This is a genomic window from Mycolicibacter senuensis (assembly GCF_003284925.1).
Taxonomy (GTDB): Bacteria; Actinomycetota; Actinomycetes; order Mycobacteriales; family Mycobacteriaceae; genus Mycobacterium; species Mycobacterium algericum_A.
Map to the genome: position 1 here is coordinate 1 of NZ_QMEX01000068.1, position 20,242 is coordinate 20,242.

The window sequence follows — 20,242 nt, forward strand, 5'->3', positions numbered from 1 at the left end:
CGACGGATACGACCCGTCGGGAACCAACAGCGGCGCGTCCGGCGGCAACGGCGGTAACGGCGGTAACGGCGGCAACCTGGGCCGGGGCGGCGAAGGCGGCGAAGGAGGTAGCGGCGCCAGCAACGGCTCGCCGGGCTGATCCGACCGGGCGGGGCCTACTTATTTCCTACAGTCGGCTTTCCTACAGTCGGCGCAGGTGCCGAAGATCTCGATGGTGTGGCTGACGTCGGAGAAGCCGTGCTCTGCGGCGATCTGGGCCGCCCACGTCTCGACCTCATGGTCGGCAACCTCCACCGTGGCGCCGCAGTCGCGGCACACCAGGTGGTGGTGATGGTGCTCTGAGCAGCGCCGGTACACCGATTCACCGGTGTCGGAGCGCAGGGTATCGACCTGACCGGCCGACGCCATCGCCTGCAACGTGCGATAGACGGTGGTCAGCCCGATGTTCTCGCCGCGCTCACGCAGCGCGTCATGCAGTTCCTGCGCCGAACGGAAGTCGTCGATGGTCTCCAGCAGCGCCGAGATCGCCGTGCGCTGCCGGGTGGAGCGCACCCCGGGGGCGGTCAATGGTCTTCACCGGCGTGGGCCACCGCGTCGATGACGATATGCGCCAGGTGATGGTCGGCCAGCCGGTAGAGCACTTCGCGGCCCGACCGTTCCCCGGTGACCACCCCGGCCGATTTGAGGATCTTCAGATGCTGGCTGACCAGTGGCTGCGGCACCCCCAGCGCGTCGACGAGTTCGTGGACGCAGCGGTGCGACTCCTGCAGCTGCAAGACGATCGCGATGCGCACCGGAGCGGCCAATGCCCGCAGCAATTCGCCGGCGGCGTCGAGGATCTCACGCGGCGGCGTGGCCGGGTAGGCGGGCCCGGTGTGTTGGTGGTCATCGGCTACCAGACCGGACGCTGCGGGCGCCATGCCACCACCTCCGCCCATGTTGGAAACCGTTTTCAGCTGGCTCCACTGTTCCATGCGTAATGATGCATGTCAAAGAACTCCGAGCTTATCGATACGATGTCGGTGCTCTGCGTGTCGGCGTTGCCGGCGCGGCCTCGACAAGACAGGAGTGCACCCCCTCGTGGCGTCCGTCATCGACACCGTCGTCAATCTGGCCAAGCGCCGCGGCCTGGTCTTCCCGGCCGGCGAAATCTACGGCGGCACCAAATCCGCCTGGGACTACGGTCCGCTCGGCGTGGAGTTCAAAGAGAACATCAAACGACAGTGGTGGCGCTCGGTCGTGACGGCCCGCGAGGACGTCGTCGGCCTGGACTCGTCGATCATCCTGCCGCGCGAGGTGTGGGTGGCCTCCGGTCACGTGGACGTCTTCAACGACCCGCTGGTGGAATGCCTGTCCTGCCACAAGCGTCACCGCCAGGACCACATGCAAGAGGCGGTAGCCGCCAAGCGGCTTGCAAAAGGGGAGCAGGTCGACCCCGATGACGTTCCGATGAGCGAGATCGCCTGCCCGGACTGCGGTACCAAGGGCCAGTGGACCGAGCCCCGCGAGTTCAACATGATGCTCAAGACCTACCTCGGCCCGATCGAGACCGAGGAGGGGCTGCATTATCTGCGCCCCGAGACCGCGCAGGGCATCTTCGTCAACTTCGCCAACGTGGTCACCACCGCGCGGCGCAAACCACCGTTCGGAATCGCCCAGACCGGCAAGAGTTTCCGCAACGAGATCACCCCGGGCAACTTCATCTTCCGGACCCGCGAGTTCGAGCAGATGGAGATGGAGTTCTTCGTCGAGCCGTCCACCGCCCGCGAGTGGCACCAGTACTGGATCGATACCCGGCTGGCCTGGTACGTCGACCTCGGTATCGACGCCGACAAGCTACGGCTGTTCGAACATCCGCTGGAGAAGCTGTCGCATTACAGCGCCGGCACCACCGACATCGAGTACAAGTTCGGTTTCCAGAACAACCCGTGGGGCGAGCTGGAGGGCATCGCCAACCGCACCGACTTCGACCTGTCCACCCACACCAAGCACTCCGGTGTCGACCTGTCGTTCTACGACCAGGCGTCCGACACCCGCTACACGCCGTATGTGATCGAGCCGGCGGCCGGCCTGACCCGCTCGTTCATGGCGTTCCTGATCGACGCCTATCACGAGGACGAGGCCCCCAACGCCAAGGGCGGGGTAGACAAGCGCACGGTGTTGCGCCTGGACCCGCGGCTGGCGCCGGTCAAGGCCGCGGTGCTGCCGCTGAGCCGCAACGCCGACCTGTCGCCGAAGGCCCGAGACTTGGCCGCCGAGTTGCGCCAGTCCTGGAACGTCGAGTTCGACGACGCCGGGGCGGTGGGCCGGCGCTACCGTCGCCAGGACGAGATCGGCACCCCGTTCTGCATCACCGTCGACTTCGACTCCCTCGAAGACCAGGCCGTCACCGTGCGCGAGCGCGACAGCATGGCTCAGGAGCGGGTGGCCATCGACTCGGTGGCCGACTACCTGGCCGTGCGCCTCAAGGGCTGCTGACCTCCGGCTGGCGGGCCTGGATCTGCGCGCCGGTGAACAAGTCGCGGTCTGCCTTGGCACCGCCGCTGCGGCGTACGGTTTCGACACCGAGGACGACTCCGACCTGCACGTGCTGAACCCGGCAGGGCATCAGCTGCGCAAGTCCGACGGGTTGGTGGTGCATCGCCGTCACGGCGTGCCGTTAACCGTAATCGACGGTCGGCTCGCCACCGAGCCCAATTGGACCGCAATCGAATTCGCCCGCAGCCTCCGCCGCCCCCGGGCGCTGGCCGTTCTCGACAAGGCGCTGCGCAGCGGCCACTGTGACCCGCGCCGGTTACGCCGCGCGGCGGCGCACCAATCCGGGCGGCCGGGAATCGTCACAGTGCGGGAGCTGATTCCGCTGGCCGATGGAATGCTCGACGGCGGGCTACCCCCGCCCGAACTGCAGTTCACGATCATCGACCGCAACTTCCAGGCATGGCGGGTGGACTGCGCCTGGCCGCAGTATCGAGTGGCCGTCGAATACGACGGCTTCGACTTCCACAGCAGCCCTGAGGCGCTGCGCCGGGAGAGGCGCAAACGCGCGGCATTGCAGGAGGTGGGGTGGACGGTGCTGTCCATCGTCGACGACGACGTTCGACGCCGATCCCGGGACATGGTGCGCCGCATTGAGACGGAGCTTTCCCGCTCGCGCGCCGCGCGAATTTGCCGGCGCGAGCGTGCGTATCTCCGGGAAATTGTGCGGCGTGTCGAGCGGGGACGCGCACGCTCGCGGTGGTGGGGTTAGAAGCGGCCGCCGCCGCCGAAGAAGCCGCCGCCACCCGAGGAGCCGCCGAACGAGGTCGGACTCCAACCGCCGCCGCTGCTACCGCCGCCGAAGCCGCCACCCATACCGCCACCGCTGAGGATGTTGCCGATGATGATGCCGCCCAGCATGGCGCCGGTGTCATTGCCACCACCGGGACCGCCGCCGTAGCGCCCGTAGTAGGCCCGCTGCGCGGCCTGCACGTCGGCCTTGGCCAGTGACTGGGCCGCGGCGGCCAGTGTGGCCGCACCGTTGGCCTGGCTGATGGCGCCGGCGACGTCGGTGCTGCGCTTGTCCTGGGCGGCCTCGAGCCGGCGGCGGGCCTCGGCCAGCCGGGTGCGGGCCTCCGGGCCGACGCTGCCGCGGCGGGTGTCGATGTAATCCGAGACGGCGCGGATCCGCGACGACGCGGTGAACAGCGCCTGCTCCAGCGTGCGGGCCAGTCGCTCGGCGGCCGCGCGTTCCTCAGCCACGGTGTCCAGCAGCCGGTCCAGATCAGCGTCGGCTTTGGTCAACGCGGTGAACGCCCCCAGCGGATCTCCGCTGGCCCGCGCGGCGGCGACAGCCTTGACCGCGGTGTCGCGGGCCGACGCGAGCTCGGAGCGGTGTGGGCCCGCGCCGCGCTGTAGCTGCGCATTGGCCTGTGCGATGCCGGCCTCGGCGTCGGTGATGGCCTCCGGCAGCGTGGCGACCGCGTGGCGGATGTCGCGGGCGGCGTTATCCACCGCGTCGAGCAGCGCCCGGCCCTGGCCCAATCCGGACTCCGCGGCCCGCACCGCGTCCACCAGCTCGCTCTGCCCGCCGGTCACCGGGTGATCGGCCAGCCCGCGCGCCCGGGTGATGTTGCGTTCGGCGAAGGCCGCTCGGTCCTGGGCGGTCTTGACGTTGCCGGACACCGAACTGAGTGCCGTGGCGTCGAATTCGCGATGCAACTCGATCAGGTGCTGCTCGGAGGCCGGAATGCGCCCGGTCAGCTCGACGAGCCGCTGGGTCAGATCGTCGAGGCGTGCCGCTGCGTTGAGCACCAGGTCGCGCAACTGCTCGAACGAGGCTCGCTGCGTCTCCAGTTCGCGATCGGCCTTGGCGGCGGTGACAATCACCCCGGTCAGCAGATCGCGCTGCTGGGCCGGTGTCTCGGGGATGTCGTCGTCGAGTTGCTGACGCACGGTGAAGGCGTGCTCCATGGCGGACTTGGCGCTCGCGACCGCCTGTGCGAACGGCCGGGTGCGTTCCTGCCCGAACTCATCGACCGCCAGCTGCAACTCGTTGGCGCTGGTGCGCACCGCGTTGTCGACCTCGACCACCTTCTCGCGCGACAGCGCATCCAGTGCGAACACCGGCACGGCGGCCAGCGCGTTCGGATCGGTCGGGTCGACGCGCCGGGCTGCGGCCAGCGCCGCGGCGTGCCGCCTACGCCGCAGCTGACGTGCCACCAGCCACACCACCACGCCGGCGGCCGCCACCGCGGCCAGCGCGATCAGGATCGGCGCCCAGTTCACCTCGGCCGGAGCTGCCGCCGCGTCCAATCCCTCGGCGGCGACAGCGGCCGCCCCGGCCCAGTCGCCGCGGTGCAGGGCCGGCTCGATCTGGTTGCGCCGCAGTGCGTCGACCTTGCCGGTGCTGATCTCGGCGATGCCGTTGGACACCAGGAACGCATAGCTGCGGTCAGCGGTGGCCACCGCCAGCAGGGCGTCGTTGTTGCCCAGGTCGCTGAGCTGGGCCGTGCTGCGGCCCCAGCCGTCGGCGGTCTGCCCGGAGAAGACCTCGACGTAGACCACCCACAGCCGGATGTGCCGATCGGCGTAGAGCTTGTCGATCGCGGCCTGCACCTCGGCGCGGTCGGATGGCGCCAGCACCCCGGCGCTGTCGGTGATCGAACTGGGCAGCCGCAGCGGTGGTTGCCCCGCAGCGCTCGGCGCCACGAGCAGCGCGGCGGTGAGGATCGCCAGGACGGCGCTGATCAGGCGCGTGATTCGCATGCTGGTCAATGTATATGCGATCCCCGGGCGAGCGATGGAATTCTGCGGCCGGCCTGGGCGCGGCTCGGGCGCCGCGGCGCCGGGCTTCGGGCCGGCGTGTCATCGAAATGGGCGCGCGCTAAATAGACTGGCGCCGGTGGCCATGAACTCATACGACAGCTACGGCGCGCACGAACGCGATCGCCTCGTGGCGGAGCCGTCGAAGACGGCCGGCCTGCCCGGAACCGCCGGCCAGCACCGGACCGACTTCGCCCGGGACCGGGCCCGGGTGCTGCACAGCGCCGCATTGCGCCGGCTGGCCGACAAGACCCAGGTCGTCGGACCCCGCGACGGCGATACGCCGCGCACCCGGCTGACCCATTCGCTGGAAGTGGCCCAGATCGGGCGGGGGATGGCGATCGGACTGGGCTGCGACCCCGACCTGGTCGACCTGGCCGGACTGGCTCACGACATCGGGCATCCGCCGTACGGTCACAATGGCGAGCAAGCGCTCAACGAAATCGCCTCCGGCTGCGGCGGATTCGAAGGCAATGCGCAGAACTTCCGCATCCTGACCGGCCTGGAACCGAAAGTCCTGGGGCCGGACGGTGCAAGCGCGGGACTGAACCTTACCCGGGCGGCGCTGGACGCGGTCACCAAATATCCGTGGCCGCGACGGCCGGAAAACGGCCCGGCCCGAACCAAGTTCGGGTTCTACGAGGACGACCGGGCCGCCGCCGAATGGATGCGTCGAGGCGCGCCGGAGGACCGGGTCTGCTTGGAGTCGCAGATCATGGACTGGGCCGACGACGTCGCCTACTCGGTGCACGACGTCGAAGACGGTGTCATCGCGGGCCGCATCGACCTGCGGGTGCTCGGTGACGCCTCGACGGTGGCCGAACTGGCGCGGCTCGGCGATCCCGACGGTGAGCATGATCTGGCGGCGGCGGCTCAACGACTCACCGAACTGCCGGTGGTGGCCGCGGTCGCCGGTTACGGCAAATTCGTGGTGACGCTGTCGGCGTCCGTGGCGTTGAAGCGACTCACCAGCGAGCTGGTCGGTCGGTTCGCCTCCGCGGCGATCAGCGCTACCCATGCCACCGCCGGCCGCCGGCCGCTGACCCGCTACCAGGCCGACCTGGAGGTGCCTGAACTGGTTCGGGCCGAAGTGGCCGTGCTGAAAACCCTTGCGGTGCAGTTCATCATGTCCGAAGATCAGCACCGCAAGATTCAGGCCGTCCAGCGTGAGCGGATTCACGAGGTCGCGCACCGGCTGCTTGCCGGGGCACCGGAGAGCTTGGATCCGATCTTCGTCCCGGCGTTCGTCGCCGCCGCGGACGACGGCGCGCGGCTGCGGGTCATCATCGATCAGATCGCGTCGTGCACCGAGGGGCGATTGGAGCGTCTCGCGGGGGGCTGAGTGGCGCCTCAGCTGAGTTCGGTGACCTTGTCCATCATCGCCTGCACGGCCTGGATGCTGCTGGTTTGGGGATCGGCGGAACCGGTGGCGTTCTCGGTGCCGGTGAACGCGATCAGTACCCCGACGATGTAGTTGCCGCGCACGCCGATGGCCCGGGTGTCGGGGGCCTTGGGGCTCTTGTCGAGCACGATGGACGCCGCCAGCACGTCATCGGTGACCCGCACGTCGGTGATGTGCATTTCGGTGCCGTGCAGGTGCGGCTGCGCTCCCGAAACCGGGTCGGTCGTGTCGACCGGACGCCCGTCGCAGCGCTTCCACTGGTCGGCGAAGCTCGCGAACAACTCCCGGGCGTCGGCCTCGCTGGGCAGCGCGACCACGGCCTCCTTGACGAACATCACCCGGGTGGTGAGCGGCGTGAAGCCGTCCCGGTGGGGTTCGGAGTCGATCCACGTCTCGCGTGCGTAGCTCTGCACGTCGGCCCCGGCGTACACGCTCTTTGGTGCGACGTCCACGACGCCCACGCATTCGCCGGGCGCCGACGAGTCCTCCATCGCCTCCAGACCGCCGTAGGCCGGCGGCCCGGTGACCGTGGTGAAGGGCTGGTCCAGCATCTTCGTGAGCTCGGCGCCGTCGAGCAGGACCTGCTTGACGGTCTCGCCGGTGATACCCGATGCGGCGCCGCGGGAGCGGTCGGGCGAGCCCAGCCACATCACCAGCCCCACAACGGCCAGCACCACGACAGCGATCGCGAGCAGGAGGCGAGGTCGCTTGGATTTCGCCGCCGTTGGCTGCTCGGACAGACTCATGGGCGCTCCCGGACCTCGACGTTGACGGACCGAGCTTAAAACATCGGGGTTGGCCGACCGGCGGTGCACTCTAGACTGACCCGGTGCCCGGCCGTATCTCCGATCGCGACATCGCCTCCATCCGCGAGCGTGTCCGGATCGAGGATGTGGTCGGCGATTACGTCCAGCTCAGGAGGGCCGGAGCCGACTCGCTCAAGGGCCTGTGCCCGTTCCACAACGAGAAGTCGCCGTCGTTTCACGTCCGGCCCAACCACGGCCTGTTCCACTGCTTCGGTTGCGGGGAGGGTGGTGACGTCTACGCATTCGTGCAGAAGATCGAGCACGCCAGCTTCGTCGAGGCGGTCGAACTGTTGGCCGACCGGGTCGGCCACACCATCACCTACACCGGGGCATCGGCCACCAACATCCAGCGCGAGCGCGGCGGCCGCAGCCGGCTGATCGCCGCCAACGCGGCGGCAGCGGAGTTCTACGCCGCGGCGTTGGGCAGCCCCGAGGCCGCACCGGCGCGCAAGTACCTCACCGAACGTAACTTCGACGCCGCCGCGGCCCAGCGGTTCGGCTGCGGGTTCGCCCCTTCGGGGTGGGACGGCTTGACGAAACACCTGCTGCGTAAGGGCTTCGAGTTCAAGGAGCTGGAGGCCGCAGGGCTGTCCCGGGAGGGACGCCGCGGCCCGATGGACCGGTTTCACCGTCGGCTGCTGTGGCCGATCCGGTCCTCGGCGGGGGAGGTGATCGGGTTCGGCGCCCGCCGGTTGTTCGACGACGACCCGATGGAGGCCAAGTACGTCAACACCCCGGAAACGACGCTGTACAAGAAGTCCAATGTGCTGTTCGGTCTCGACCTGGCCAAACGGGACATCGCGCGCGGGCACCAGGCCATCGTGGTGGAGGGTTACACCGATGTGATGGCGATGCACCTGGCGGGGGTGACCACCGCCGTCGCGTCGTGCGGCACCGCCTTCGGCGACGAGCACCTGGCGATGCTGCGTCGACTGATGATGGACGACAAATTCTTTCGGGGCGAGCTGATCTACGTCTTCGACGGCGACGCGGCCGGGCGTGCGGCGGCGGTCAAGGCCCTCGAGGGTGAACAACAACTGGCAGGACAGTCGTTCGTCGCGGTGGCCGCCGACGGCATGGATCCGTGCGATCTGCGGCTGGCCCACGGCGACGAGGCGCTACGCGACCTGGTGGCACGCCGAACTCCGTTGTTCGAGTTCGCAGTCCGCACCGCGCTGGCCGAGATGGACCTGGACAACGCCGAGGGCCGGGTCGCCGCGCTGCGTCGCTGCGTACCGATGGTCGCCCAGATCAAGGACCCGACGCTGCGCGACGAATACGCCCGCCAACTGGCCGGCTGGGTGGGATGGGACGACGTCGCGCAGGTCATCGGAAGGGTGCGCGCCGCGGCCAAGGATTCCCGGGGCGCCGCGAAGCGCATGTCCACCACTTCGGCCGCGGCCGCCGCCCAGCCGCCGGTGGCACGCCCCAATCCGGCCGATCCGACGCTGTGGCCGCAGCGGGAGGCGCTCAAGGCGGCGCTGCAGTTCCCTGCGCTGGCCGGGCCGGTGTTCGACAGCCTGACGGTGGAGAGTTTCACTCACCCCGGTTACGCGGCGGTGCGCTCGGCGATCGACACCGCCGGCGGAACCGCCGGGGCGGCCGCGGGCGCGCAGTGGATCGAGACGGTGCGCGAGCAGACCACCTCGGCGCTGACGATCGGCCTCATCCACGAGTTGAGCGTGGAGTCCATCCGCGTCGACGACGAGAAACTGCCCCGCTACATCGGCGGGGTGCTGGCCCGGTTGCAGGAGGTCTGGGTGGGCCGGCAGATCGCCGAGGTCAAGTCCAAGCTGCAGCGGATGTCACCGGTGGAACACAGTGACGAATACCACGCCCTGTTCGGGGACCTGGTCGCGATGGAGGCCTACCGGCGCAGTCTGCTCGAGCAGGCCAGCGGCGACGATCTGACCGCCTGATCGCAAGGCCGGCCGTAGGTCGGGTGCAGCGGGTCAGGCGCGAGGGGTACCGCCTGATCGCAAGGCCGGCCGTAGGTTGGGTGCAGCGGGTCAGGCGCCACTGGTACCGCCTGAGCGAATCAGCGCGGGCCGGGTTCGTCCGGGTCTTCGGGCCGCAGCACCGTCGTGCCGTCCTCCAGCTCGGTCAGGGTCACCATCTTCTGGCCGGGATGGATTCGTTTGGCGATGCTGCGCCGTCCCTTATCGATCACCGATTTGGCGACCGGGCTGCTGGTCAGCGCGTGGTAGGTGCCGACGATCTGCTCGTAGCGGCGACGGCCGGCTTTCGTGCCCATCACGTAGCCGACGCCCATCACGACGACGTACCCGATCAAATGCTGCTCCCTACATCGTGCGGTGTTTCCATCCTGCCTCACGCAACGGCGGCGAGTTTGGGTGCGACCCCCGTCGGGAGGCGGTGCTGTCCGGATGCGCTAGAGTCGTGCAAGTCCACGCGGACAGCAGTCCCCTGTAGCTCAATTGGCAGAGCATTCGGCTGTTAACCGGAGGGTTGGTGGTTCGAGTCCACCCGGGGGAGCCACCACGTCGTACCGGCGTCAGTCCAGCCGGGGAATCACCGAGGGACCGGCCTGCGAAGGCGGCTGCTGCGGTGCGAACATCGGGGGCGTCTGCTGTGACTGGGACTGCTGCTGCTGAGCCGCGCGGGCCTGGGCGAGCGCACTGACCAGCGGGCTGTTGGCCATCATCTCGCGGCGCTCTTCGTCGGTCAGCTCGTAAATCGCCCACGCGCCCCAGGCGGCCGGCCGCACATACAGGGTGACCTTCTGCCGGCCGTTGTTGAAGACGGCGGGAACCGCCACCGCCCGGTCGGTGGCGGCGAAGCTGGCCATCTCCTCGGTAATCCGCTCGATGTCGGCGGAGTCCTGCAGCTCATAGGTCGGTGCCTGGACGCCCTTGGTCGGTGTGGCATTCAGCGCGAGGAACCACGCCATGGTTGGTACTCCTTTGTTTGAGCATCGATGCGGACAGCCTATGACGGTCGGCCGGTGGATTCACCGGCGGGCAGTCTCTGCCAAGTGTTCCGGATGCAGCATCTCGGCGTATCGCAGCTGCTCCGGGATGCCGAACCCGTCGACCAGGGTCTCGGCGTGCGGCCGCAACTTCCGGCACCGGTCGTTGATGCCGCGGGTCACCGCCTTGGCCCGATCGGTGGACAGGTAGCGGTGCTCGATGTACCACGCCTTGTCGTCCTCGATGACGCTGAGCGCGTACAGGTCGCACACCAGCTCCAGCAGTTCGCGGGCTTCGGGGTCAGGGCAGGACTCGATGCCGGCGACGAAGGCCTCCAGCACCACCCGGTCGATGTGGGCGGCCGCGGCGTGCAGCACGTGGTCCTGCACGGCGTTGAAGGCGTCGAAGTCGCTCATCTGCTCGGACTTGGCCCGCAACCGGCGCGCCACCGACGTCAGCAGATACTCTTCGCGGTCGGTGAACATGTGCAACTGGGTACCCCGGTTGAACAGACTGCCTTCTTCCTCGCTGTCTTGCCGGGCGTCGACGAAGGTCTGAATGATCGTCTCTGCGGCGGTACGTTTCAGCACCCGGTCGCTGACCGTCTCGGCGGCGAAACGCACCCAGTCGACCGGGCTCATACCGGCGATGTCGTCGGCATAGGCGGTCAACAGTTGCTTGGCCACCAGTTGGGTGAGCACGTGGTTGTCGCCCTCGAAGGTGGTGAACACGTCGGTGTCGGCGCGCAACGCGATCAGCCGGTTCTCGGCCATGTAGCCCGCGCCGCCGCAGGCCTCGCGCGCCTCCTGGATCGCCCGGGACGCGTGCCAGGTGTTGGCGGCCTTCAGCCCGGCCGCCCGCGCCTCCAACTCCCGCTGTTCCTCGGGGTCGGGGTCGTCGGCGGTCTGCAGGTCATGGCATTTGCTCACCAGTTCGTTCTGAGCGAACTGCAGCGCGTATGACCGTGCGATCAGCGGCAGCAGCCGGCGCTGGTGTACCAGGTAGTCCATGATGAGCACCTCGTGCTCGGCACCGTCATCGCTCGGCGCGCTGAACTGCCTGCGCTGCAAGGCATATCGAGTAGCGATGTCCAGCGCGACCCGGGCGGCCGCGGCCGCGCTCCCGCCCACCGAGACCCGGCCGCGGATGAGGGTGCCGATCATGGTGAAAAACCGCCGGCCGTCGCTTTCGATCGATGACCGATAACTGCCGTCCGGGTCGACATCGGCATACCTGTTCAACAGGTTCTCGCGCGGAACCCGGACGTGATCGAAGACGATGCGACCGTTGTCCACCCCGGGCAGACCGCCCTTGTAGTGACAGTCCGAGGTGGTGACACCGGGCAGGTCGTTGCCCTCGGCATCCCTGATCGGCACCAGGAAGCAGTGCACGCCGTGACCCTGCTCTTCGCCGCCCGGGCCCGGTGTTCTCAACTGGGCGAAAACCGCCGCGACGGTGGCGGTTTCGGCCGCCCCGCCGATGTAGTCCTTGCGGGCCGTGTCGGTGGCCGAATCGATGACGAACTCCTCGGTCGCCGGGTCGTAGGTGGCGATGGTCTCCAGCGCCTGCACGTCGCTGCCGTGGCCGGTCTCGGTCATCGCGAAGCAGCCCAGCAGGTCCAGGTCGATGATCTTCTGGACGTAGGCGCGGTGGTGGCGCTCGGTGCCCAGGTTTTCCACGGCGCCGCCGAACAGCCCCCACTGCACGCCGGCCTTGACCATCAGCGACAGATCCGACATCGCCAGCATCTCGATCATGGTGATGGCCGCGCCGACATCACCGGTTCCACCGTGTTCCTTGCGGAAGCTGTCGGCGGCCACACCGGTGCCGGCCATGATCCTGAGCTGTTCGGCGACCTTGGCGCGCGCGATCACCGTGTTCGGCGTGTAGTGCGGGCGGAATACCTCATCGGACAGGGTGGCCCGGACCCGATTCTTGACCGCACGCCAACGGCCATCCAAGGCGTCACAGAGAGCTGCGGAGATGGTCACCCCTGCACGGTAGCCGCGCGGGGCGGCCGGTAAACCGGGTTTAAATGACGGTGTGCGTTGGAAGCTGGCCCGGCTGTTGCCGCTGTGTTGGATCCTCGCTGCCGGCTGCGGACCGTGCGAGGCGCCGGCCGCGGCACCGGGAGTGGAATACCTGGGCCAGACCCACCTGGCGCCGGGCACCGTGTTCGCCGGTACGACGGTGGGCGGATTGTCGGGGATCAGTTACGACTCGCAGCGGGACTGTTACTACGTCATCAGTGACGACCGGTCGGCCAGCGGGCCGGCCCGGTTCTACACGGTACGGCTGTCGGTGTCCGATCGCGGCGTCGATGCCGCGGCGATCATGGCCGTCCACCCGCTGCTGGACGAACACGGGCGGCAATTCGAACCGCGGTCGTTCGACAGTTCACCGCCGGTCGTGCCACCGGACCCGGAAGGTATCGCGTTCGACAGCGGCCGGCAGCGGCTGTATTGGTCGTCGGAGGGGGAGCGGCGCACCGACGGGCCGCGTGGTCCGGTGCTGGCCGATCCCTGGGTCAGGATCGCCGGCCTCGACGGCAGTTATCTCGGCCGGTTGACCACGCCACCGCAATTGGCGATGTCGGCGCAGCGCACCGGGCCACGCCGCAACATGACGCTCGAGGGGCTGACACTGAGCCCGGACGGCCGGTGGCTGTTCGCCGCGATGGAAGGACCCGGCTACGACGACGGCGCCCTGCCGGATCAGGCCCGCGGCGCGCTGACCCGCATCACCGCCTACCGCGTGGACCCGGGCGCCGACTCGGCCGCGCCGTTCGCCCAATACGCCTATCCGCTGGAGCCGGCCACGGCCCCCGCCGAGACAAACGGTCTGACCGACCTGGTGGCGTTGTCCGACACCGCGTTCCTGGTGATCGAGCGGGCGTTCAGCGTGCGCCCGACGGTGCGGTTGTTCCGCGCCGAGATCGGGGACGCCACCGATGTGTTGGGCGTGCCGGCCCTTGCCGGGGCGGCCGTGACCCCGATGGTCAAGACGTTGGTGGCCGACCTGTCGACTACACCCGGCCTGCAACCGCTGGACAACATCGAGGGGATCACGCTGGGCCCCAAGCTGCCCGACGGGCGTCAAACGCTGGTGCTCGTCAGCGACGACAACTTCTCGCCGCGCCAGCTGACGCAGTTCGTGGTGCTCGCGATGCCCGCACGCTGAGTCGATCTGGCGACGCAGCGGCGAGGAACGACCCGGGCCGGAGACCACCCGCTTGGATGGGCACTATCATCGGGGGCAGGCCGGCCACCTGGGAGACCAAATGTAACCCGGCAGCCGCTAATTGATATTTACCGAATGCCGGCTCTCGTTATTGGCGATTGCGGGTATCGAAAAGGTTTAATTTGCACAGTGCCCTGATAGCGTTAGCGCAATGCGGTACGACTGCCGGTCAGTGACGAGGCTGAGATCGCGCGTTGGCTGACTCCACCGACCGGCGCGCCGATGCGACGCGCCAGCAGATCATCCGCGCCGCTGCGCACCAGTTCGCCCAGCGGCCCTATCACGACGTCGGCCTGGACGATATCCTCGCGGAAGCGGAATTGACCAAGGGCGCAATGTATTTCCATTTCCGCTCCAAGCATGCTCTCGCACTTGCCGTCATCGACGAACAACTCGCCAGGGCCGGCGCGGCGGTACAGTCGCTGGTCGACCGGAAGCTTTCCGGCCTGGAAACCCTGATCGACGTCGGCTATCTGATGGCGGTCGAAGACATCTGTCGCGACACCGCGCGCGCGGTGCTGCATCTTCTTCCGGTTGTCGGTCGTGGCGAAGGACTGCAGACCACGGTGCTCAACAATGCGGTCCAAGCGCTGAGTGTGGTGGCCGAACGCGCAGTCGCCGAAGGGGACATCGTCGAGCAGGAACCGCAGGATGTGGCCCGGATGCTGGTGGCGCTGTACCTGGGGTTGCGGCAGGCGGGCGATCTCGACGACCCCGAACAGTTCCTGGGGCAGATCGAGCGGGGCTTTATCGTCGTGCTGCCCGGATTGGTGCCGGACGACCGTATCGACTATTTCCTCCAGTTCATCCGGCGGCGCACCGCGCTGGCCATCAAGACCGCGTCGGAGAACCCCATCGCGGCCGACGACCGGGCGGGCTGATGGCACGTCAGGTTCGATCCGAGGCGACCCGACGGAAGCTGCTCGACGCAGCCATCGACGTATTCGGCGAGGTGGGCTACGTCGCCGCCGGCCGAACCGCGATCATCGAGCGCGCGGGAGTGACCAAAGGCGCCCTGTACCACCACTTCGATTCGATGGAATCACTGGTGATGGCCATCATCGAGGGTGGATTCAGCACCATGCTGAGCACCTTCCGGAACATGTGCCAGCCGTCGTCGCCTGCCTTGGAAGGCATGATCCACGGCATGTTCGCCGTCACCGCGGTGCTGGCCGTCGACAAAGAGGCGCGGGCGGCGGGCCACCTGGTTTTCGCACTGTCGGAATCCAACGAACTGGGCGGTGACGTCGCCGACGAATGGGCGGCGACGGTGGCCGCCCAGACCGCACGCGCAATCGCCGAGGGGGATTTGCGCGAGGGCCTCGATCCCGCCCTGGTCGCCGAGCCGATCACCGGCGCGATGCTCGGGACATGGCTGCTGTCGAGCGCCGAGGACGGCATCGCCCGATTGACCCGGATGTGGGAGATGCTGCTGCCCGCGATCGTCGCGGCGGACTCGCTGGCGTACTTTCAGCAATTCCTGGCCCGCGAGTCGCTGCGTTACCAGGCCGAGCCCGGACCCGGGGGCGGCGGCGAGGACTCGGCCGCCGTCGACTGAGGCGCTATCGCTCGTCCGTCCACAGTTGCTCGGTGAGGTCTTGGAAGGTGGCGAGCGCAACCCGGTCGTCGGCACGTTCGAGCGCCGACTTGCTCATCAGGGCCCGCACCGTTGAACCATCCCGATGTTCCAGGGAAACAACCAGATTGGCCAATGAGTGCATTACCGACAATGCGGACTCCTCAGCCGGCGGCACCTCGCCGAAGATCTGCCGGAACTCCAGGGCCAGCACTTCTTCTTGGGTGTAGCCGAGCATGCCGGCGAAGCCGGTGTTGGCGAACAAGATGGTGCCGTCGTCGGCGATCGCCAGCACGGGCACCGGGATCCGCTCGAGCGCGACCAGGGCCGGCAACTGCCGCAGCGTCTCCATCGGGGTCTGGGGGGTGTGCGCGTTTCGCCGTCGCTCCATGCATCTGATTATGACGGGCGTGGCCCTGCTCGCGGGCATCCTTGCCGGTCCCGGCGGCCCGGCGTGTGGCCGTCGACGCACCGTGTGCCACACAAGTCCTAACGACCGGTCTTGTAAGGATTGGACATCATACGAAAGGTATGTACTATCTCCATTTATGCGAGGGACTGGTTTGCAGGGCAGGGGTGCGCGACAGCGCGCGCCGTGGCCGGCGCCGGTGAGTTCCTCCCACAGCTTCGCCCGGGGCACCTCGAGGGGTCCGCACCGCCGATTGCCGCCGTACGCCGAGACGCGCTGGTGCACCGCACCGGCTGCAGAGCTCGCCGGCCGGCAGCCGGGGGTGCGGTTGTGTGCCGCGTTCTACCGGGCGTTGTTCTTTTCAGATCACCAAAGCCTGGCTGTCGGCCAGGAAAGGCATGGCCATCCAGCGCGACGCCAGCATTGATTCCGCGGCGGCGCCGGGCACCGGGCGCGAGAACAGGAAGCCCTGCGCGCGGTGGCATCCGTGACGCATCAAGGTGAGCGCGGCAGCTGACGTCTCCACGCCCTCGGCGACCACCTGCAGTCCGAACGCCTCGGCAAGTGCGATGATCGCCCGCACGATCGCCAGATCGCCCGCGTTGACGCCCAATTCCCGCACGAATACGGTATCGATCTTCAGCGTGTCGACCGGCAGATCCTTCAGATGCGACAGCACGGCGTAGCCGGTGCCGAAGTCGTCGATGGCGATCTGAACTCCGGCCTCGCGCAGCTCGGCCAGCGTGCGCCGGGTGGTTTCGATGTTCTGCACCACCGCGCGCTCGGTGATCTCCAGGCACAACGACCCCGGACGCAGACCGAACTCCTCGACGGTGTCCACCACGTTCTGAACGAATCCGCGGGCGGCCAGCTGCACCGGGGAGACGTTGACCCGCAGGGTGGCGTTGGTCCGGACGCCGTTGGCCTGCCACGAGCTGAATTCCGCGCACGCACTGCGCATCACCCACCGGCCCAGGTCGTCGGCCAGGTTGGCGGATTCGGCGATGCTGATGAACGAGCCGGGCAGCAACAACCCGCGGGTCGGATGCCGCCACCGCACCAGCGCCTCGACCGCCACGATCGCCCCGCTCCACAAGTCGACCTCGGGCTGGTAGTACAGCAACAGTGACTCGTCGTCGATCTTGCCCTGCAGGTGCAGCTCGATGTCCTTGCGGAACAAGCTCTTCAGCGACATATCATCGGTGGAGCTGACGGTCTGATTACCACCACCGCGTTTGGCGGCCAGCACCGCCTCGTCGGCGCGATGCAACAGGCCCGCGCTGGTGTCCTCGCCCGGCAGCCCCACGGTCACGCCCACACTGACCGTGCTGGTCACGGTATGGCCCTGGATCTCCACCTTGTCCCGCAGGGCACCTTGCAGCCGATCGGCGAAGGTCTCCGCGCTGGCCATCGACATGGGCCAGTCCGGGATGACGACGAACTCGTCACCGCCGATCCGGGCCGTCATGGTGCGGTTTCCGGCATATGCCCGGAGACGCCGGGCGAAGTCCTGGATGAACCAGTCGCCGGCGGCGTGCCCGAGATAGTCGTTGATCGGCTTGAGCCGGTCCAGGTCGATGTAGAAGACGCCCACCGGGCCGGGATTGCCCGCGACCAGCCGGTCGGAGAGATGAGCGACGAGCGCGCGCCGGTTGTGCAGCCCCGTCAGGTCGTCGTGGTCGGCCAGGTAGCGCAGCCGCTCCTCGGCGACCACCCGGGCCTGCAACTGCGCGAACAGCGACGCGATCGCTTCGATCGTGTTGAGTTCTTCCGGCCGCCACTTGGGCCGGCGGAATTTGACCAGGCCGAGCATGCCGGTGGTCACCGGCCCCGAGATCAGTGGTGCGGTGGCCACCGACAGTGATTCGATCGCATGATCGATCGCCATCTGGCGCACATAGCCCGACTCCGACGGTTCCGGCCGGATGACCGCCACCCGCTTGCCGTGCGCGCAGGTGGTGAAGACCGGATCGGCGGTGGTGAACGAGACAACCGCCAGCGGATCCGGGTCGGGTGGATCGGTACGCGGCGGCCACTCCGCCACCAGCTTGGACGCCCGGATCTCGTGGTCGTTGTGGCGCAGGAATCCGGCGTCGACGTTGAGCTGCTCCACCAGCGTCTGCAGCACCCGCTCGCTGACGGCGGGCGCCGTGGCCGGCGTGGTGGCCATCAGCTGGGCGGCGATCGAAGTGACCAGCGCCAATCTATCCGCCACGATGTCCTTCCCCCGAAGACCGGTAGCCCCGCGCGGGAACCGCACGGGCCGCAGCACGCCTGGGCTCGCGTCGGGTTGATGTCGCAGTGAGCATATTCCGAAACCGCTCAGGCTGGAACATCTCAGCTGAACCGGCTGCTAGCGCTCCGGTCTGCTCGGAGCGATCTCGGCCAGGAAACGCCGTAACACCTCGACGGCCTCGGTGAGCGTCCGGCGGTCTTCCGCGGACAGCCGGTCCAACTCCGGGTCGATCGCCGAGGCCCTGTCGCGGCGAACCTGGTCGAGGGTCTGCACGCCTTTCTCGGTGATCCTGATCAGCACCGCGCGAGCATCCTGCGGATCCGGGGTGCGGGTGGTCAGTCCGGCGTCCTCGAGTCGCCGCACCTGGGTGGTCATCGTCGGCTGCGAGCAGTGGTCGACCGCGGCCAAATCGGAGATACGGGCCTCGTCCAGATCCTCGATGGTGGACAGCAGCCGGGCTTGGGCACCGGGAATCGGCAGGGCGACCCGCTGGGTGGCCACGCGGTTGAGGCGGGCGACGACGCTGAGCAGGTCGGCTCCCAGGCTGATGTGGGCGGGGGCTGCCATCGCGCGAGTATGGCACAAGAGTGGACACAAGTGGATCATCTCGGGCGGCCGCGTATCGGGGGGTTTCCGGAGCGGCTGGCAGAATCGACGGGTGACGAAGACCGGCCAGGGTGGTAGCCGAATTCGGGCGCGGTCGATGCGGCCCGTCGAGATCGCGCAGGCGGCGGTGATGGCGGCGTTGTGCGCGGCGACGGCGATCATCGCGGTCGTCGTGCCCTTTGCCGGTGGATTGGCGCTGCTCGGGACGGTGCCGATGGGCCTGCTGGCCTACCGCCACCGGTTTCGGGTGTTGACCGCCGCCACGGTGGCCGCCGCAACGATCGCGTTCCTGATCGCGGGGATGGGCGGCTTCATGACGGTGGTGAACTGTGCCTACATCGGCGGGTTGACCGGCGTCATCAAGCGTCACCGCCGTGGCCTGCCGACCGTGGTCGTGGCCTCGGCGGTGGCCGGCGGAATCTTCGGAGCCGCCGCCGTGGCGGCGTTGACCGTCCTGTCGCGGCTGCGCAACCTGATCTTCGATGCGATCACCGCCAATGTGCACGGCGTCGCCGCCGCGATGGACAAGGTCCCGCTGCCGGAATTCCAGCGGGCCGCGGCGGACCTCACCGGCCTGCTCGGCGTGGTGCTGCGTTACTGGCAGTGGCTCCTGCTGGTGCAGTCGACGATCAGCGTGATGATCGTCTCCCTGCTCGGCTGGTGGGCGCTGTCGCGGGTGCTCGACCGGCTGCGCGGCGTTCCCGACGTGCACAAATTGGACCTGCCGGCCGAGAGCGGGCCGGTAGCGCCGGTCCCGGTGCGGCTGAATCAGGTGCGCTTTCGCTATCCGCAGACCAGCCACGACGCCCTGGGGCCGGTGAGCCTGGAAGTTCACGCGGGCGAACACGTCGCGGTCACCGGGGCCAACGGCTCGGGCAAGACCACCCTGATGCTGCTGCTGGCCGGGCGCGCGCCCACCGCAGGCACCGTCGAGCGCCCCGGGGCGGTCGGGTTGGGCGCGCCCGGCGGCACCGCAGTCGTGATGCAGCATCCCGAGAGCCAGGTGCTGGGCACCCGGGTCGCCGACGACGTGGTGTGGGGCCTGCCCGCGGGGGCCACCACCGACATCGACCGACTCCTCGGCGAGGTCGGTCTGAGCGGGTTCGCCGAGCGCGACACCGGCGGGTTGTCCGGCGGTGAGCTGCAGCGCTTGGCGGTGGCCGCGGCCCTGGCCCGCGAACCGGCACTGCTGATCGCCGACGAGGTCACCAGCATGGTCGACCCGAAGGGGCGTGAGGTCCTGCTGGGGGTGCTCTCGGGGCTGGCGGGCTCGTCCGAACGGCGCTGCACCTCCCTGGTGCACATCACCCACTACAACGACGAAGTCGGCAGTGCCGACCGGGTCATCGATCTGTCCGGCTCGCGCGACAACACCGCCATGGTGGAGACCGCCGAGGTTCCTGCCGCGGCGTCCGGCGGCGCCACCGCCGGGCGCAGTGGCCGCCCAGTGCTCGAACTGACCGGTGTCGGACACGAATACGGCAGCGGCACCCCATGGGCCAAGACCGCGCTGCGTGACATCAGTTTCACCGTCGACGACGGAGACGGCCTGCTGATCCACGGCGGCAACGGCTCCGGCAAGTCGACGTTGGCCTGGATCATGGCCGGCCTGACCGCGCCCACCACCGGCCGCTGCCTGCTCGGCGGGCGACCGGCCGACGAACAGGTGGGGGCGGTGGCGCTGTCGTTCCAGGCGGCCCGGCTGCAGCTGATGCGCAGCCACGTGGGTCTGGAGG

The 20,242-nt window shown here is 68.5% G+C and carries 18 protein-coding genes and 1 tRNA gene; 9 read left to right on the forward strand and 10 right to left on the reverse strand.

The features are described 5' to 3' along the window. Positions 1-159: 159 nt before the first annotated feature. Both DQP56_RS15210 and DQP56_RS15215 read right to left on the reverse strand, forming a co-directional pair. Positions 160-567 (reverse strand): Fur family transcriptional regulator, encoded by a 408-nt coding sequence (locus tag DQP56_RS15210; RefSeq protein WP_112686766.1) that lies wholly within the window; start codon positions 565-567, stop codon positions 160-162. Next, positions 564-974, reverse strand: a complete 411-nt coding sequence (locus tag DQP56_RS15215; protein WP_112686768.1) for an ArsR/SmtB family transcription factor — start codon at positions 972-974, stop codon at positions 564-566. The genes DQP56_RS15210 and DQP56_RS15215 overlap by 4 nt, the downstream gene beginning before the upstream one ends. A 106-nt stretch (positions 975-1,080) precedes the next feature. Between DQP56_RS15215 and DQP56_RS15220 the strand changes: the two genes are divergently transcribed. Next, positions 1,081-2,478, forward strand: coding sequence for a glycine--tRNA ligase (locus tag DQP56_RS15220; protein WP_112686770.1), 1,398 nt, complete (start codon positions 1,081-1,083; stop codon positions 2,476-2,478). 22 nt (positions 2,479-2,500) lie between these two features. Next, positions 2,501-3,247 carry a type IV toxin-antitoxin system AbiEi family antitoxin gene (locus DQP56_RS15225; protein ID WP_526022707.1) on the forward strand — a complete coding sequence of 249 codons (747 nt, stop codon included), beginning with the start codon at positions 2,501-2,503 and terminating at the stop codon, positions 3,245-3,247. Here the strand turns inward: DQP56_RS15225 and DQP56_RS15230 are convergent. Beyond that, complete coding sequence (locus DQP56_RS15230) at positions 3,244-5,244, reverse strand: TPM domain-containing protein (protein ID WP_112686772.1); 2,001 nt, start codon at positions 5,242-5,244, stop codon at positions 3,244-3,246. The genes DQP56_RS15225 and DQP56_RS15230 overlap by 4 nt on opposite strands. A gap of 136 nt (positions 5,245-5,380) precedes the next feature. On the opposite strand from DQP56_RS15230, the gene DQP56_RS15235 reads away from it, so the two are divergent. Continuing rightward, the gene (locus DQP56_RS15235) at positions 5,381-6,643 is read left to right on the forward strand and encodes a deoxyguanosinetriphosphate triphosphohydrolase (RefSeq protein ID WP_435673869.1); all 1,263 of its coding nucleotides are present in this window, start codon (positions 5,381-5,383) and stop codon (positions 6,641-6,643) included. Positions 6,644-6,651: 8 nt separating this feature from the next. On the opposite strand, the gene DQP56_RS15240 is transcribed toward DQP56_RS15235, so the two are convergent. Further along, entirely contained in the window at positions 6,652-7,449 is a 798-nt protein-coding gene (locus tag DQP56_RS15240) for a sensor domain-containing protein (protein WP_234825685.1), read from the reverse strand. 83 nt (positions 7,450-7,532) lie between these two features. On the opposite strand from DQP56_RS15240, the gene dnaG reads away from it, so the two are divergent. After that, complete coding sequence (gene dnaG, locus DQP56_RS15245; protein WP_112686774.1) at positions 7,533-9,428, forward strand: DNA primase; 1,896 nt, start codon at positions 7,533-7,535, stop codon at positions 9,426-9,428. A 119-nt stretch (positions 9,429-9,547) separates the two neighbouring features. Here dnaG and DQP56_RS15250 read toward each other — a convergent pair whose 3' ends face one another. Continuing rightward, positions 9,548-9,802, reverse strand: a complete 255-nt coding sequence (locus DQP56_RS15250) for a hypothetical protein (protein ID WP_112686776.1) — start codon at positions 9,800-9,802, stop codon at positions 9,548-9,550. A gap of 130 nt (positions 9,803-9,932) precedes the next feature. Here DQP56_RS15250 and DQP56_RS15255 point away from each other — a divergent pair. Then, positions 9,933-10,008: transfer RNA gene (locus tag DQP56_RS15255), tRNA-Asn, on the forward strand. 16 nt (positions 10,009-10,024) lie between these two features. On the opposite strand, the gene DQP56_RS15260 is transcribed toward DQP56_RS15255, so the two are convergent. After that, positions 10,025-10,420 (reverse strand): hypothetical protein, encoded by a 396-nt coding sequence (locus tag DQP56_RS15260; RefSeq protein ID WP_013828513.1) that lies wholly within the window; start codon positions 10,418-10,420, stop codon positions 10,025-10,027. A gap of 60 nt (positions 10,421-10,480) precedes the next feature. Continuing rightward, the gene (locus DQP56_RS15265; protein WP_112686778.1) at positions 10,481-12,430 is read right to left on the reverse strand and encodes an acyl-CoA dehydrogenase family protein; all 1,950 of its coding nucleotides are present in this window, start codon (positions 12,428-12,430) and stop codon (positions 10,481-10,483) included. Positions 12,431-12,482: 52 nt separating this feature from the next. Between DQP56_RS15265 and DQP56_RS15270 the strand changes: the two genes are divergently transcribed. The 3 genes from DQP56_RS15270 to DQP56_RS15280 all read left to right on the forward strand — a co-directional run bounded on the left by DQP56_RS15270 (position 12,483) and on the right by DQP56_RS15280 (position 15,237). Then, entirely contained in the window at positions 12,483-13,619 is a 1,137-nt protein-coding gene (locus tag DQP56_RS15270; protein WP_112686780.1) for an esterase-like activity of phytase family protein, read from the forward strand. Positions 13,620-13,873: 254 nt separating this feature from the next. Next, positions 13,874-14,560, forward strand: a complete 687-nt coding sequence (locus tag DQP56_RS15275; RefSeq protein WP_112686782.1) for a TetR family transcriptional regulator — start codon at positions 13,874-13,876, stop codon at positions 14,558-14,560. Then, positions 14,560-15,237 (forward strand): TetR family transcriptional regulator, encoded by a 678-nt coding sequence (locus DQP56_RS15280; RefSeq protein ID WP_112686784.1) that lies wholly within the window; start codon positions 14,560-14,562, stop codon positions 15,235-15,237. The genes DQP56_RS15275 and DQP56_RS15280 overlap by 1 nt, the downstream gene beginning before the upstream one ends. Before the next feature lie 4 nt (positions 15,238-15,241). On the opposite strand, the gene DQP56_RS15285 is transcribed toward DQP56_RS15280, so the two are convergent. The 3 genes from DQP56_RS15285 to DQP56_RS15295 form a co-directional block, all read right to left on the reverse strand. Beyond that, complete coding sequence (locus tag DQP56_RS15285) at positions 15,242-15,607, reverse strand: PAS domain-containing protein (RefSeq protein ID WP_013828518.1); 366 nt, start codon at positions 15,605-15,607, stop codon at positions 15,242-15,244. Between the two features lie 418 nt (positions 15,608-16,025). Beyond that, complete coding sequence (locus DQP56_RS15290) at positions 16,026-17,834, reverse strand: putative bifunctional diguanylate cyclase/phosphodiesterase (RefSeq protein WP_112686792.1); 1,809 nt, start codon at positions 17,832-17,834, stop codon at positions 16,026-16,028. 183 nt (positions 17,835-18,017) lie between these two features. After that, positions 18,018-18,467 carry a MarR family winged helix-turn-helix transcriptional regulator gene (locus tag DQP56_RS15295; RefSeq protein ID WP_112686794.1) on the reverse strand — a complete coding sequence of 150 codons (450 nt, stop codon included), beginning with the start codon at positions 18,465-18,467 and terminating at the stop codon, positions 18,018-18,020. 136 nt (positions 18,468-18,603) lie between these two features. On the opposite strand from DQP56_RS15295, the gene DQP56_RS15300 reads away from it, so the two are divergent. Beyond that, positions 18,604-20,242, forward strand: a 1,639-nt coding sequence (locus tag DQP56_RS15300) for a DUF2232 domain-containing protein (RefSeq protein WP_112686786.1), incomplete at its 3' end; no start/stop codon positions are given.

What these genes read in the sequence shown, in the direction of transcription:
- DQP56_RS15285 (WP_013828518.1), bottom strand. Translation starts at nt 15,607, where the DNA reads ATGGAGACGCTGCGGCAGTTGCCGGCCCTGGTCGCGCTCGAGCGGATC.
- DQP56_RS15295 (WP_112686794.1), bottom strand. Translation starts at nt 18,467, where the DNA reads ATGGCAGCCCCCGCCCACATCAGCCTGGGAGCCGACCTGCTCAGCGTC.
- DQP56_RS15290 (WP_112686792.1), bottom strand. Translation starts at nt 17,834, where the DNA reads ATGGCCACCACGCCGGCCACGGCGCCCGCCGTCAGCGAGCGGGTGCTG.
- DQP56_RS15240 (WP_234825685.1), bottom strand. Translation starts at nt 7,449, where the DNA reads ATGAGTCTGTCCGAGCAGCCAACGGCGGCGAAATCCAAGCGACCTCGC.
- DQP56_RS15260 (WP_013828513.1), bottom strand. Translation starts at nt 10,420, where the DNA reads ATGGCGTGGTTCCTCGCGCTGAATGCCACACCGACCAAGGGCGTCCAG.
- DQP56_RS15280 (WP_112686784.1), top strand. Translation starts at nt 14,560, where the DNA reads ATGGCACGTCAGGTTCGATCCGAGGCGACCCGACGGAAGCTGCTCGAC.
- DQP56_RS15215 (WP_112686768.1), bottom strand. Translation starts at nt 974, where the DNA reads ATGGAACAGTGGAGCCAGCTGAAAACGGTTTCCAACATGGGCGGAGGT.
- DQP56_RS15230 (WP_112686772.1), bottom strand. Translation starts at nt 5,244, where the DNA reads ATGCGAATCACGCGCCTGATCAGCGCCGTCCTGGCGATCCTCACCGCC.